Source organism: Plantactinospora alkalitolerans (assembly GCF_015690345.1).
Taxonomy (GTDB): domain Bacteria; phylum Actinomycetota; class Actinomycetes; order Mycobacteriales; family Micromonosporaceae; genus Plantactinospora; species Plantactinospora alkalitolerans.
On sequence record NZ_JADPUN010000439.1, the window covers coordinates 1 to 13,799 of the forward strand.

General features: G+C 68.5%; 13 protein-coding genes and 3 pseudogenes. 7 read left to right on the forward strand and 9 right to left on the reverse strand.

What is annotated here, in order from left to right:
• Both I0C86_RS42660 and I0C86_RS44270 read left to right on the forward strand, forming a co-directional pair.
• Nucleotides 1-189: pseudogene (locus I0C86_RS42660) on the forward strand (hypothetical protein); the annotation flags it as partial.
• 146 nt (nt 190-335) lie between these two features.
• Nucleotides 336-818: a hypothetical protein gene (locus tag I0C86_RS44270; protein WP_230395694.1), complete on the forward strand. Its 483-nt coding sequence runs from the start codon at nt 336-338 to the stop codon at nt 816-818.
• Between the two features lie 38 nt (nt 819-856).
• Here I0C86_RS44270 and I0C86_RS42670 read toward each other — a convergent pair.
• Nucleotides 857-973 (reverse strand): annotated as a pseudogene (locus tag I0C86_RS42670) (DUF6232 family protein); the annotation flags it as partial.
• Nucleotides 974-1,021: 48 nt separating this feature from the next.
• Here I0C86_RS42670 and I0C86_RS42675 point away from each other — a divergent pair.
• Nucleotides 1,022-3,001: a HEAT repeat domain-containing protein gene (locus tag I0C86_RS42675; RefSeq protein ID WP_196206997.1), complete on the forward strand. Its 1,980-nt coding sequence runs from the start codon at nt 1,022-1,024 to the stop codon at nt 2,999-3,001.
• Here the strand turns inward: I0C86_RS42675 and I0C86_RS42680 are convergent.
• The 3 genes and pseudogenes from I0C86_RS42680 to I0C86_RS42690 all read right to left on the reverse strand — a co-directional run.
• A pseudogene (locus tag I0C86_RS42680) lies at nt 2,998-3,273 on the reverse strand (DUF6232 family protein); the annotation flags it as partial. The gene I0C86_RS42675 and the pseudogene I0C86_RS42680 sit on opposite strands and share 4 nt — an antisense overlap.
• 21 nt (nt 3,274-3,294) lie before the next feature.
• Entirely contained in the window at nt 3,295-3,495 is a 201-nt protein-coding gene (locus tag I0C86_RS42685; RefSeq protein ID WP_196206998.1) for a DUF397 domain-containing protein, read from the reverse strand.
• Nucleotides 3,492-4,469, reverse strand: coding sequence for a helix-turn-helix domain-containing protein (locus I0C86_RS42690; RefSeq protein ID WP_323374181.1), 978 nt, complete (start codon nt 4,467-4,469; stop codon nt 3,492-3,494). Before I0C86_RS42690 ends, I0C86_RS42685 begins: the two co-directional genes overlap by 4 nt.
• A gap of 737 nt (nt 4,470-5,206) precedes the next feature.
• Between I0C86_RS42690 and I0C86_RS42695 the strand changes: the two genes are divergently transcribed.
• On the forward strand, nt 5,207-5,704 hold the full coding sequence (locus I0C86_RS42695; protein ID WP_196207000.1) for a sigma factor-like helix-turn-helix DNA-binding protein: 498 nt from the start codon (nt 5,207-5,209) through the stop codon (nt 5,702-5,704).
• The gene (locus I0C86_RS42700; protein WP_196207001.1) at nt 5,697-6,545 is read left to right on the forward strand and encodes a hypothetical protein; all 849 of its coding nucleotides are present in this window, start codon (nt 5,697-5,699) and stop codon (nt 6,543-6,545) included. The genes I0C86_RS42695 and I0C86_RS42700 overlap by 8 nt, the downstream gene beginning before the upstream one ends.
• Nucleotides 6,546-6,610: 65 nt before the next feature.
• Here the strand turns inward: I0C86_RS42700 and I0C86_RS42705 are convergent, their stop codons facing one another.
• From I0C86_RS42705 to I0C86_RS42725, 5 genes are all read right to left on the reverse strand, one after another.
• Complete coding sequence (locus I0C86_RS42705) at nt 6,611-7,093, reverse strand: DUF6232 family protein (protein WP_196207002.1); 483 nt, start codon at nt 7,091-7,093, stop codon at nt 6,611-6,613.
• Nucleotides 7,094-7,134: 41 nt separating this feature from the next.
• Complete coding sequence (locus tag I0C86_RS42710; RefSeq protein WP_196207003.1) at nt 7,135-8,040, reverse strand: carbohydrate ABC transporter permease; 906 nt, start codon at nt 8,038-8,040, stop codon at nt 7,135-7,137.
• Nucleotides 8,037-9,014, reverse strand: coding sequence for a carbohydrate ABC transporter permease (locus I0C86_RS45330; protein ID WP_323374182.1), 978 nt, complete (start codon nt 9,012-9,014; stop codon nt 8,037-8,039). The genes I0C86_RS42710 and I0C86_RS45330 overlap by 4 nt, the downstream gene beginning before the upstream one ends.
• 11 nt (nt 9,015-9,025) lie before the next feature.
• A complete protein-coding gene (locus I0C86_RS42720) occupies nt 9,026-10,366 on the reverse strand; it encodes an ABC transporter substrate-binding protein (protein WP_196207004.1) in 1,341 nt (446 codons plus the stop codon).
• A gap of 161 nt (nt 10,367-10,527) precedes the next feature.
• Nucleotides 10,528-10,998: a DUF6232 family protein gene (locus I0C86_RS42725; protein ID WP_196207005.1), complete on the reverse strand. Its 471-nt coding sequence runs from the start codon at nt 10,996-10,998 to the stop codon at nt 10,528-10,530.
• A 130-nt stretch (nt 10,999-11,128) separates the two neighbouring features.
• Here I0C86_RS42725 and I0C86_RS42730 point away from each other — a divergent pair, with 130 nt between their 5' ends.
• Nucleotides 11,129-11,902: an enoyl-CoA hydratase/isomerase family protein gene (locus I0C86_RS42730; RefSeq protein WP_196207006.1), complete on the forward strand. Its 774-nt coding sequence runs from the start codon at nt 11,129-11,131 to the stop codon at nt 11,900-11,902.
• 150 nt (nt 11,903-12,052) lie between these two features.
• The gene (locus I0C86_RS42735; RefSeq protein ID WP_196207007.1) at nt 12,053-13,675 is read left to right on the forward strand and encodes an acetolactate synthase; all 1,623 of its coding nucleotides are present in this window, start codon (nt 12,053-12,055) and stop codon (nt 13,673-13,675) included.
• Nucleotides 13,676-13,799 lie beyond the last annotated feature (124 nt).

Below are 13,799 nucleotides of genomic sequence, written 5' to 3' on the forward strand. Positions count from 1 at the left end.
CAGCGGCGCGGGCCGGCCGAGCCGGCGGCCGTGGTGGCGGTGCTCCGCTGGGCCTGCGCGGCCGGCGCCGCGTGCGCCCAGCGGCTGGGCGCGTCGAGTGCACTGCCGACCAGAGAGGAGATCGACGCCCTCTACGCCCGGACCTGGCCGGCGCCCGCACCGGAGGACAGGCAACGGGACGTTTGGTGAACCCGTAGCCTCATGATGTTGGGACCACTTGTCCACTTTAGCGGAACCCGTCCTCACATTTTGTAACCACTCTTGTGTGTTCCGTGGTCAATCCATAGAGTTCCGTGAACTTCGTTCGGAATGCTTTTCCAGTGAGGTAGCTGAAGGTGCGGATCTCATTCTCTGCAAGTCTGGACTACGGCAGCCATGGCCGCGAGTACGCGCGCGGAGATGATCTTGCGGACGTATCGAGGGCTGAGCTGCGTTGGTACTACTTCCTGGGGTCGTTGCGGATCTCGCAGTCCGGGACCGAAGTCGGTCCTCCGTGGGGTTGGGTCCCATTGTTCGACGCGATTTATTCAGTGCGACAGGTGATGACCTATGTCGAAGGGGGAGGTGGACTGGGGAAAATCGATTTTACGGAGAATGATGAGGTCATCCGTTTCGAACTGGAAGGCGGTGATCTCCGGGTAATGCCGAGCTATACGAAATCTGCGCTGTCCTGTGCCGTCGGCGAGTTTCTCGCCGCAGGTTCGGGGTTCATTCGCAGAGAAATTGTGAAAGTGGTGTCTGAGTATCCCTCATTGCTCAACAATGCTCACGTTCATGCGCTCGCGAAGGACGTCGACCTTGAGCTTCCTCAGCCATAGCCCTCGGCACCTACGGTCAAGGATCGGGGTATCGACACTCAACCCTCCGGGCTGTGCTGCTCGATGGCGCGCTGCACGGCCCGGTAGATCTGGCCGAACCGGAGCGCGTCCGAGCTGCGGATCAGCATGATCTCCTGGCCCTGGTACTGCACCCACGCCCTGTCGAGGCTGTCAACGGCTTCTGCGAGCATTGGGAATCGGTTATGAGCGCCTTCGATGGGCCGCGAGTGGATCTGAGCAGCAGACTCGGGGACGTTCCCTGGGCGCGGCTTGAACACGCGTACGACAACGCGACGGACATTCCCGCGCTGCTGGTAAAGATCGGCGGGTCGGAGCATCCCGAAGAAGTCGTCGAGATGCTCCGTGACCGGCTGCTCCATCAGGGCTTCGTGGTCTACTCCGCGACGGTGGAAGCCGTCCCGATCCTCGTGGATCTGGTGTCGGAAGGCAGTTGTCCGGCCCGTCCGGCGATCGTCCGGCTGATCGGTGAGCTCGCCGGGGCGGCCGTGCAGGTTGGGCCGGAGCACGAGGCGAAGGGCCGCTGGTCGCGGATGTGGCGCGGGAAGCTGCCCTTGATGGCGGAGCTGCTGCGTGACCACGACGTCGAGGTGCGGCGCTTTGCGCCGTCATCGCTGGCTTCGGCGGAGTTCGACCAGGACCGGTTCCTGGCGCGGTTGCTGGACACGTGCGCGGCGGAGCGGGACGAACCGGCGAGGCTGGCGCAGCTGATTGCCATCGCGGATCTGCTGCCGGTGGTCCCGCCGGCATTTGGGGACGCGACGGTCGGCCGGGTGCGTGGGATCGTCTCGGGCGGGTCGCCCCAGGTACGGATGGCGGGTGCGATCGTGCTGCACCAGGTCGAGACCGTCGGTGCCGAGGTATTTCTCGACGCGCTCCGCGCGCCCGATGTCGAACTGTGGCGGCAGACCTGGTGCGTGCCCGGCCGGCGCCAGTCGATCGTGTACTGGGTCGACCAGCGGCTGCGGGAGGACCGGGACCTTCGCCGGGACCTCGGGAAAGGGTTGCTTGCCTCGGCCGATGCGGCGAACCGGACCGCAGCGTTCGAGGTGCTGATGGGGGTCGCGTCGACGTGGCGGTCCCCTATGGTGGATGTTGCCGCTGCGGCGTCCCAGGCGCTGGACGATCCGGAGGAGTCCGTCAGCAGCAGAGCCCTGTTCGCGCTTGCTATGTCCAGACCACGCGAGCCCGAGCACGCCGATCGGCTCGCGGAACTCGCCGGAGGACCGGACGGATATCCACGCCTGGCGGCGACCTGGGGACTCGCCCGGATGGGCGATTCCCGGTGTGTGCCACACCTCCTCGCGTCCCTACGGTGCGACCATCTCGGCTATGCCCATCATCGGGTCTACGGGGGGACCCTGTCCTATCCCGTGCTTCCATCCATCGACGAAATCCTGCTGCTGGCTGCGGCGTGGTCCGACCGGCTGCTTCCCGATGTCGCGCGGCGTTTGTCGACCACGCCGCCGGGCCTTGAGCGTCGGGCGCTCCTGCGCACGGTCACGGAATGGGGCCCGGTGGCCAGGGGAGCGCTGCCGGTGTTGGTGGACGGCCTGGCCGCACAGGATCCGACCCTTGACCTCATCGCGCTCGCCGCAGTTGGCCCGAACGCGCACGACGTGCCGAGCGGCCTGGTGCGACAGGCGTTCGAGCGGGCATCCGCCGTGCCGAGCGTGGACCAGGTCGCGCTCATTCGCGCGTACGCCCGGATCACCGCCGACCTCGGACCGGTGCTCGCCGCGCTGCCTGACGCTGGATCGGACGAACCGCTGCCGGCGTCGTCCCTGCACCTGATTGGCGCGTTGGGACCAGCCGGTGCGCACTACGCCGGCCGTCTCGAACAGCTCATGCCCGGCCTGGGCACGTGGGCGACGCTCGGCGCGGCGACGTCGCACTGGGAGATCACCGGCGAGACCGCGATCGGCGGCCGGGCCCTGGCCGGGATCCTCGCCGACCTCGTCACGGGTCGGCCAGCGGGCGTGGCCGACCTGCTGGCACTCAGGCGCATAACGGAGATGGGGTTCGTCGACTCCGCACTGATCAGCGTGCTGCGATTCATTGCACACAGTGAGGTGCGTGTCACTGGACCGGGCGAATGGCAGGACATCGACCTCGACGAGACGCTGGCCGGGCTCGCCCGTCGTATCCTCGATGCCCAGATTTAGTGGTCACCGCCGTGCTGTTCGATGGCGCGCTGCACGGCCCGGTAGATCCGACCGAACCGGAGTGCGTCCGAGCTTAGGATCAACATGATCTCCCGGCCCTGGTACTGCACCCAGAGTTCCTGCACCTTGCTGCCGCGTTCGTACGAACGGTCGAGCCAGTACAGCGGCAACTCCAGGAACGGGAACAGCGCCAGTACGCCGACGACACAGACCGCCAGGATCAGTGCGGCGAGCGTCCACTCACCCCGGTCGTGTGCGGAGTACGCCAGCGACTCGCCGCCGGACCGGCTGGGTCAGCGCGGATCGGTCCTGAGGAGGGTGACGAAGCGCGACCAGGCCGGACCGGTGAAGGCGAGGACCGGCCCGCCGAGGTTCTTCGAGTCGCGTACGCCGACAGTTCCGCCTGCGGACCGCACCTCGACGCAGGCCGCGTTGTTGGAGCTGTAGGAGGACTTGAACCAGTCCCGCTCGGAAGTCTGCTCGGTGGGGGTCACGTCATCTCCTTGGCGATCCGCCGGATCAGTGTCAGCGACTCGTCCGAGCTTAACGCGCGTTCCAGGGTCTCCTCGAAGGTGATCACGTAGTCGGCTACCCGGGCCGACTGGTCGATGATGTCGCTGGAGGTCAGGATCTCCTGCCAGACCAGCTCGGGCAGCCGGGGTGCCGGAAACGAGAGGATCTGGAACGGCCCACCGAGCGCGGGATAGGCGCCTGCGGTGAACGGTATGACCCGGATCTGGATCTGCTCCGGCCGCTCGCTGACCAGCGCGGCAAGATGCTGGAGTTGGTCCCGCATCACGGCGGCGCCGCCGATCTGCTGCCGCAGCACACCCTCACTGAGTACTGTGGTGAACCTGATCGGGTGGTCTGCGGTCAGTCGTGCCTGCCGGGCCATCCGGACGGCGATCCGCCGGTTGACCTCGGTGAGCCGCACGTAGGTGTTGCCGCCACGCATGACCGCCCGTGCGTACGCCTCGGTCTGCAACAGCCCGTGCAGCAACTCGCTGTCGTAGCTGCGAATGTGGTCGGCGCCTGCCTCGTAGCCGAGGAACCGGAGGAACTCGGCGGGGAAGAGCTGGGAGTACTGGTGCCACCAGGCGCGCTTGGTGGCGGCGACCCGCAGCTGTTCAAGCTCGTCCGCCTCGTCGGGTTCGATCTCATAGACCTGCACGAGCTGGGCCAGCCGGTCGGCCGGGAGCTTGACCTTCCCGGCCTCCACTCCCGACACGTACGCCTGGGCGATGCCGGTGGCCCGACCGGCCGCGACGGCGGTCATGCCCAGTTCCTCACGGCGCTCGCGCAATCGGATTCCAAGCTCCCATGCCTGTACGGTCGGCGACTCTACCGGGCTTGGCGTCGGCCTCGATCGACGCGACCTTGACGATCCAGACGACTCGGCTGCCATCACGTCTCCTCTTGTCGACAAGCAAGCTGGTCGATAATACGCACGCAACCTTGTCGCTGTCATCCTCTTGATATAAATACGATCTTCGTCGATGCTGGTCGGTACGACCAGTGACGAAGGAGGAGCCGATGACCGGCGTTGGTAGGTGGGTCTTCGAGGAGCCGGCGATCCGGCACGCGTTCACGCTGTCCCAGGTCATCGGCTCGGGCACTGGCGACGAGCGGTACGACCTGCTCGGTGTCGTCCAGGTCAACGTGGGCTGTCGAGGGCCGGAGCCACTGGCGGAACATCTCCGGACGTGGGCAGTTGCCACACTCGCCGCCGGGGCGTACGGGTTCGGCCGCTACTTACGCGTCGCTCGGTCCACTGGACGAGGACGGCGAGCCGGCACAGGTCATCGCCGAGGAAGACATCGACTGGTCCGGCACCACCCTCCTGATCCCAGCCAACAGTGCGGGACGGCAGCAGGCGGCGCCCGGCCAGTGACGACGGCTCGCGTCGGGAGGCGAGCACGGCTTCTGCGAGCATTGGGAGGCGTTTTTAGCCTCTTCGATGGGTCGGTGAGCGGGTGGATCTGAGCAGCAGACTCGACGCGCTCCGCGCGCCTGATGTCGATCGGTGGCGCCAGACCTGGTGCGTGCCCGGCCGGCGCCAGCGCCCACCCGGACCAGTCGTCGGACAAGTTTCACCGGTCGTCGACGCCTCGCGGTCAGGTCCCGGCGGGATAAAGGCCCTCATCTGATGCAACCGGACCGGCCCGTGCAGGCGTATCTACTGCGTCCCTTCAAGCGGAGGCGCCGGTGACTGACGTCGACGGGTTCGACGAGTTCTATCGCGGCAGCCGGCAACGGCTGCTGGGCTTCGTGTACGTCCTGACCAGCGATCTGGCGGAGGCGCAGGACGCGGTGCAGGAGGCCTTCGTGCGGGCGTGGCAGCGCTGGTCGACGGTCGGCAGCTACGAGGACCCCGAGGCATGGGTACGGGTGGTCGCCGCCCGGATCGCGGTGAGCCGGTGGCGGAGCCTGCGCAGCCGGGCCCGGGCGTACCGACGGCTCGGCGCGGCCGGTCCGCTGCCCGCACCGAGCACCGACACGGTCGAGATCGTCACGGCCATGCGTCGCCTGCCCGAGGAACAGCGCGTGGCGCTTGCGCTCTACTACCTGCTGGGCCTGCCCGTGGCGGACGTGGCCCGGGAGACGGGAGTGCCGGTGGGCACGGTCAAAGCCCGCCTGTCCCGCGGCCGGGGCGCGCTCGCTGGCCTGCTCACCGTCGACCTGGAGGAGGCCGCCGATGCGTGACCCCGGAAATCTCCCCCAGTTGCTGGCCCGGGACCTGGCCGGGGTGACGTGGCTGGCACCCGATGAGATCCGGGCACGGGCCCGTCGGCGTACCGTCCGCAAGGTGGCGGCCGCGCCGGTCGTCCTGCTGATGGTCATGACGTCGCTCTGGCTGCTGGCCGGTCCAGGCCGAGACCGTGGCCTGGTCGGCGACCCGGTCGGTGATGGCGGAGCGCCGCTGGGCCCGTCCGCAGCGGCGGTGCCGGGCTGGTTCGGCCCTGAAGACCTGGCACAGCCGGATGACGTCGGTGCCGGCTACACGCTTGAGAACGAGCACGCCTTTGCGCCGGGCGAATATCCGGCTTGGACGTTTTCTCTGGAACACTGCGACGCCTACCCGCCCCTGAACGTCACGGCCTTCCGCTCCTACACCTGGATGCGGATCAACATCGTCGCCCTGAAGGGGGACGATACCGGTACGACCGACGTGCACACCGAGCTCACCCGCTATCCGGTGCCGATCGCGGACCAGGTGATGACCGACGTCCGGCGCGTGGTCCAGACGTGTGGCGACTTCGGCTACGCGAGCGGCGAGGCGTCCACCGAGGAGCGTCCGGCTCGGACCCGGCACACGTACACGATCGAGAGCCAGGACTTCGCCGGGGACGACTCCCTGCTGATCCGGCAGGTGACCGAGAGCAGGGACGCGCGCACCGGCGAGCTGCTGCCCGGCGACGAGAGCCTCCTCGTCACGATCCTGACGGTCGTGCGGGTCGAGGACCGGGTCGAGGTGCTCCAGACGTACCTGAACGACGCCGACCGGATGCGGAAGATCGCGACGAAGGCGGCCCGCCGGTTGTAGCGGTGGTGAGACATGCCCTGCTCCGCCGTCACGCCGCGACCGGCTCGCGCACGCTGTGGGTGAGGTCAGCCCTCTGGACTGTGTTGTTCGATGGCGCGCTGCACGGCCCGGTAGATCTGACCGAACCGGAGCGCGTCCGAGCTGCGGATCAGCATGATCTCCTGGCCCTGATACTGCACCCAGAGCTCCTGCACCTTGCTGCCGCGTTCGTACGAGCGGTCGAGCCAGTACAGCGGCAGCTCCAGGAACGGGAACAGCGCCAGCGCGCCGACGACACAGACCGCCAGGATGAGCGCGGCGAGCTTCCACTCGCCCCGGTCCTGGGCCGAGTAGGCGAGCGACAGCACGCAGATCATCGCGACCAGCGGCGGGATCGAGAACAGGAAGATGAGTACGCCCCGCCCGGCGAGCCGTCCCCGGGTCCGGGCCGAGCCGGGTCCCCGGGCGTGCCAGACGTACGCCACGTGCGCGACCGGCACGGAGTGCCCGTTCGCCTGGATGACCTCGGAGGTTACCCGTACCGTGTCGTCGCGGTAATAGAGCGTCACCACTCCAGCAAAGCGCGGCTGTCAACGTGCCGGCGAGCAACTCAGCCCTTGTTGGCGCCCAGCGTGAGACCGGAGACGAACTGGCGCTGGAGTACGAAGAAGACGATCAGTGTCGGAAGTGCGACCAGGATCGAGCCGGCGGCCAGCAGGTTGTAGTCGGTGAAGTAGACCGCGCGGAGGTTGTTCAGTGCACTGGTCACCGGCAACTTGTCCCCGGTGGACATCAGCACCACGGCCCAGAGGAAGTCGTTGTAGATCCAGGCGAACTCGAGGGTGCCGAGCGCGCCGAGCGCCGGCCGGGCCAGCGGCAGGATGACCTGCCAGTACTGCCGCCACACCCCGGCGCCGTCGACGGTGGCCGCCTCGATCAGCTCCCGGGGGATGGTGTCCATGTAGTTGCTCAGCACGAAGACGCAGAAGCCGGTCTGGAACGCCACGTGGATCGCGATGATCCCCCAGTACGAGTCGTACACCAGCTCCGACGGCCAGCTCATCCACCAGGGCAGCGGCAGCTTGGTGTACATCAGGTACACCGGGGTCAGCACCACCTGCTGGGGGAGCAGGTTGCCGGCGGTGAAGAGGATCAACAGCACCTTGCCGCCGGGCAGCCGGCGCCGGGAGATCAGGAAGGCCACGAACGAGGCGAAGAAGAGCGTGAGCAGCACGGCTGGTACGGCGATCAGCAGGGTGTTCAGGAAATGTGTGGGCAGGTTGCCGCCCCGCCACGCCTGCACGTAGTAGTCGAAGTTGAGCGTGCGCGGCAGCGAGAAGTAGCCGTCGGCGGCGGTCTCCGCGTACGGCCGCAGCGAGGCGTACAGCGGGAGCAGCAGTGGCACGAGCCAGCCGAGCGCGACCACCCAGAGGAAGATCCGGATGACCACCCGCATCGGGCTGACCGGGCGTCGTCGTCGGGTGCCGTCCCCGGCGACCCGGGCCGGGCCGTTCATGCCTCGTCCCGGCGGAAGACCTGCACCAGGTAGACGGCGATGAAGCCGGTGGAGATGAGCAGCAGGATCACCGCGATGGCCGAGCCGTACCCGATCCGGCTGGCCTCGCCGACGATGTTGTCGGTGACCAGTACGGAGAGCAGTTCCAGCCCGTTGCGACCGCGATTGATCGCGTAGACGATGTCGAACGCCCGCAGTCCCTCGATGACGGTGATCACCAGCACGATCACGTTGACGGGGCGGAGCGTCGGGAAGACGACCCGGAAGAAGGTCTGCACCTCGCCCGCGCCGTCGATCGCGGCCGCCTCCTTGAGACTCGGGTCGACGGCCTTCAGCCCGGCGAGGTAGAGCAGCATGACGTACCCGACGTGCCGCCAACCGACCAGGAGCAGCACCGACCAGAGGTTGATCGATGGGTCGCCGAGCCAGTCGACCGGGTTGTCGGTCCGGCCCAGGATCGCGTTGGCCGCACCGTAGTCGCGGGAGAAGATGAGCTGCGCGATGAAGCCGACGACCGCGAGCGAGAGCACCACCGGCAGGTAGAAGGCGGTCTGGTAGAAGCGGGTGAACCGCATCTCCCGGTCCAGGAGTACGGCGAGGAACAGCCCGAACGGGGTGGCGACCAGGCCGAGGAAGGCCAGCCAGATCAGGTTGTGCCGGACCGCCGGCCAGAACGGCGGATAGTTGCTGACGATGTTGACGTAGTTGTCCAGCCCGACCGGCTTGATCTCCGAGATGCCGTTCCAGGAGGTGAACGACAGGCCGATCGAGGCGAGCGCGGGACCCCAGATCAGCGCCAGGTCGAGCAGCAGCGGAACGCCGAGCAGCAGCCCGATGACCGCGATGTCCCGTGGCGTGAACCGGCCGACGCGTCGACGCCGACGTCGGTGTTGGCGTGAGCGCCGGGTCGGCGGTCCGGGCCCGTCCGGCGCCGGTGGGAGGTCGACGGGCGGTACCGTCGGGATCGGGTTCACCCGTCGCCCGCTCAGGAGGCGAAAATCGTCTTCTTCTGGGACTCGATCCGCTTACAGAGCCCGTTCACGTCCTTCGGCGAACTCAGGAAGCTCTGCAACGAGGGGATCATGACCGTGGAGGCGAAGTCCGGCCGGGTGTCCCGGTCGAGGAACTGCGAGATCTGCTTCGCCCCGCTGACCAACTCGACCGCCTTCTTCTGCAGGGCGTTGTAGCCGCTGGCGTCGGCCGAGTTGCTGGTGGCCACGTTGTTCGGGTCGCTGCCCAGGTACGCGTTCTGTGCCTTGGCGCTGGCCAGGTAGCGGAGCAGCTCCTTCGCCCCGTCCAGGTTCTTCACCTTGCTGGAGATCATGAAGCCGTCGATCGGCGCCTCGACCGCGTCCTGCCCGTGCGCCTCGGCGATCTGCGGGAACGGGAAGAAGTCGAGGTCGGCCGCTGCCTCGCCCTGGAACTGCTGCCCGACGAACATCCCCAACAGGTACATCCCGGTCTGCTTCTGGCCCAGCGACTGCGCCGCCTCCTGCCAGGTCCGCCCGTTCGCCCCCGGCTGGTTGTACGGCAGCAGCTCCCGCCACAGCGAGAAGACCTGCTTGACCCGGCTGTCCTCCCAGGATTCCTTGCCGGCCATCAGGCTGACGTGGAAGTCGTACCCGTTGGCCCGCATGTTGATGTAGTCGAAGGTGCCCATGGCGGGCCAGCCGTCCTTGTCCGCCATGGCGATCGGGATCAGCCCGTCGGTCCTCATCTTCGCGGCCAGCGCCTTGAAGTCGTCCCAGGTCTTCGGGATCTGGTAACCCTTCTCCTGGAAGACGCTCTTCCGGTAGAACACCGCCCACGGGTAGTAGTAGAACGGCACGAAGTACTGCTTGCCGTCGCTGCCGGTCGACGCCTTCTTCATCGCCGGCGAGAAATCGCCGCCGATCGACTGCCAGACGTCGGAGATGTCGGTGGCCAGCCCCTGGGCGGCGAAGTACTGCATCCGGAAGCCGGAGAACCAGCTGAAGATGTCGTCCGGGGTCGCCTGGAGGTAGCGGGTGATGTTCTCCTGGAACGTGTTGTGGTCGACGGTGTTCACCCGTACGTCAAGGCCGGATGCCGCCATCACCTCGGCGATCGCCTTTTTGGGCACCTCGTCGGAGTAGTTGGACCCGAAGGTGACCGTTCCGCCGCTCTCGCCGCCGGTGCTCGGCTTCTCACAGGCGGTCAGCCCGACCGGCAGGGCCAGCGCGCCGGCCGTGTACGCGGTTCCGCCGAGTAGCCGCCGCCGGCTCAACGCGCGCTGTCGACTCTGCGCGCGCTGTCGACTCTGCGCGATCGCTGCCGGGGAGTTCTGGTCGGGCTGCGGATCTGCCATCGTGTCTCCTCGCGCCGCTGTGGACGTGACCGACCACCGCTTCGCGGCCGATCCGAGCCCGAAACCTGTCCGCAACAGTAGGAGGCGTCGCCCGAGGCAGTCAAGGATTCAGATCCGCTGATCCGGGGCCCACTCGGGTCCCGTACCGGCGGTCGGGGCGGTCAGCGGTGTACCGGGATCGCGGCCTGCTCGACGGCCCGCTCCAGGGCCCGGTAGATCTGGCCGAACCGCAGCGCGTCACCGGTGGCGAGCAGCCGGACCGGCGTACCCCGCCACTGGGCCCAGATCTCCAGTTGGTGTGCGCCCCGGCTGTAGCTCCGGTCGACGTGTTCGAGCAGGTAGTCGGCGACCGGAGCGGCGGCCAGGCCGATCAGGACCGAGACGCCGACGATGGCGATCGTGACGGTGACCGAGGTGTGCAGGCGTACCGCGATCAGGATGCCGATGACGGCGGCGACCAGCGGGCCGCCCAGGGCCGCGAGCAGTGCGCCGCGACCGGCGAGCGCGCCCCAGGAGCGGTCGCCGCGAACGTGCCAGACCCGCCCGACCTCGGTCAGTGGGTAGGCGCGGCCCTCGACCCGGATCAGCTCCGAGGTGATCCGTACCGCGCGGTCGTCGTAGTAGATGGTCATCGCCGTCACGTCCTCGCCAGAGTCCGACGCGCTCCGCCTATCGGGGAGATTACCCCGGTGGACGGTCCGGTATCCGCCCTACGACCTGCCCGTTAGGGTGAGCCTCGCGACTTCGACGTGGAGGTGGGCTGTGGGCGACTTCGTCCAGGTGGAGATCGGTGACGGTGTCGGCACGATCCGGTTGACCCGGCCGCCGATGAACGCGCTGAACACCGGCGTACAGGAGGAGTTGCGGGCCGCCGCGACCACGGTCTCCGCCGATCCGGACGTCCGCGCGGTCATCGTGTACGGCGGCGAGAAGGTCTTCGCGGCCGGCGCGGACATCAAGGAGATGGCCGACATGTCGTACGTCGACATGGCGCAGCGGGCCGCCGAACTGTCCAGCGCGCTCGGCGCCATCGCCCGGATCCCCAAGCCGGTGGTGGCGGCGATTACCGGGTACGCCCTCGGTGGCGGCTGCGAGCTGGCACTGGCCTGCGACTGGCGGGTGGTCGCCGAGGACGCGAAGCTCGGCCAGCCGGAGATCAAGCTCGGCATCATTCCGGGAGCCGGCGGTACGCAGCGGCTGGCGCGGCTGATCGGGCCGGCCCGGGCCAAGGATCTGATCATGTCCGGTCGGATGGTCGACGCGGCGGAGGCGCTCCGGATCGGGCTCGCCGACCGGGTGGTACCGGCCGAGTCGGTGTACGCCGAGGCGCTGGCGCTGGTGCGGCCGTTCCTCAACGGCCCGGCCCAGGCGCTGCGGGCGGCGAAGCTGGCGGTCGACGGTGGCCTGGAGATGGATCTCGCCTCCGGGCTGGCCTGGGAGAGCCAGCTCTTCGCGGCGCTGTTCGCCACCGACGACCGCCGCGAGGGGATGTCCGCGTTCGTGGAGAAGCGCAAACCGGGCTTCACCGGTCGGTGACCGAGCGGTCACGGCACCGCGGCGACGTGGCACCGCGGCGACGTGTCACCGCGGCGACGTGTCACCGCGACAGTAGATGAGTGTTCTTCGCATTCAACGTGACTGACCGGTAACCTCGCAGCAAATCACGGCGGGACGACAGGAGCGGCGATGACCGGACGGATCGAAGGACACGGCGGCGAGCTGGCCCTGGCGGCCCTGCGGGCGTACGGCGTGCGGGAGATGTTCACCCTCTCCGGCGGCCACGTCTTCCCGCTGTACGACGCGGCGCACCGGACCGACTTTCCGATCTACGACGTCCGGCACGAGCAGTCCGCGGTCTTCGCCGCCGAGGCGGTCGCCAAGCTCCAGCGCCGGCCGGGCGTCGCCGTACTGACCGCCGGGCCCGGGGTCACCAACGGCATCTCCGGACTGACCAGTGCGTTCTTCAACGCCTCCCCGGTGATGGTGCTCGGCGGCAGGGCCCCGGCCTTCCGCTGGGGGGCGGGCAGCCTCCAGGAGATCGACCACGTGCCGCTGGTCGCGCCGGTGACCAAGCACGCGGCCACGGTGTGGTCCACCGACGACGTACCGGGGGCGGTGGCGGGTGCGCTGACCGAGGCGCTGACCCCACACCGTGGGCCCGTCTTCCTGGACCTGCCGCTGGAGGTCATCTTCTCCACCGGCGAGACGGACCCGCCGGTCGCGGCGGTCATCCCACCCGTCGAGCCGGACCCGGACCAGGTCACCGAGGCGGCCCGGCTGATCGCCGCCGCCGAGCGCCCGGTCATCATCGCCGGCTCCGACGTCTACGCCGGGGACGCGGTCGCGGCCCTGCGCGAAGCCGCCGAGGCGCTCCGGGTACCGGTCTTCACCAACGGGATGGGCCGCGGTTCGCTGCCGCCGGGACATCCGCTCAGCTTCGCCAAGGCCCGCCGGACGGCCCTCGGCGGTGCCGACCTCGTCGTGGTGATCGGCACCCCGCTCGACTTCCGGCTCGGCTTCGGTGAGTTCTCGGGCGCCCGGGTGGTGCACATCGTCGACGCGCCGAGCCAGCGGGCAACGCACGTCGAGCCGACCGTCAGCCCCGCCGGTGACCTGCGGCTGATCCTGTCGGCGCTGGCCGAGTACCCCGGCGACCGGACCGACCACGAGTCGTGGATCGCCGACCTGCGTACCGCCGAGGACGCCGCCCGGGAACGGGACGCGGCGGCGATGGCGGCGGAGACCGACCCGATCAAACCGGCCCGGGTCTACGGCGAACTGCGCCACGTCCTCGCGCCGGACGCGGTCACCATCGGCGACGGTGGTGACTTCGTCTCGTACGCCGGACGTTATCTGGAGCCGGCCCAACCGGGCACCTGGCTGGACCCGGGCCCGTACGGCTGCCTCGGCACCGGCATGGGGTACGCGATGGGGGCCAGGGTCAGCTACCCGGACCGGCAGATCTGCGTGCTGATGGGCGACGGCGCCGCCGGTTTCTCGCTGATGGATGTCGAGTCGCTGGTCCGGCAGAAGCTGCCCGTGGTGATCGTGGTCGGCAACAACGGCATCTGGGGCCTGGAGAAGCACCCGATGCGCGGCATGTACGGCTACGACGTCGCGGCCGACCTCCAGCCCGAACTCCGGTACGACCACGTGGTGACCGCACTCGGCGGCGCCGGCGAGACGGTGGCGAAGGCGGGCGACCTGCGACCGGCCCTGGAGCGGGCCTTCGACGCCGGCGTCCCGTACCTGGTCAACGTGCTGACCGATCCGGCCGACGCCTACCCCCGCTCCTCCAACCTCGCCTGACGCCGTTCCCCGGTTAAGAAGGGCCCCTTCTTCTACAGAAAACGATAAGAAGGGGCCCTTCCTTACCGGTCCAGCCGTTCTGCGGTGACCGTTAGGTCGGTTATGCGTAGGGGTGGCGGGGGCG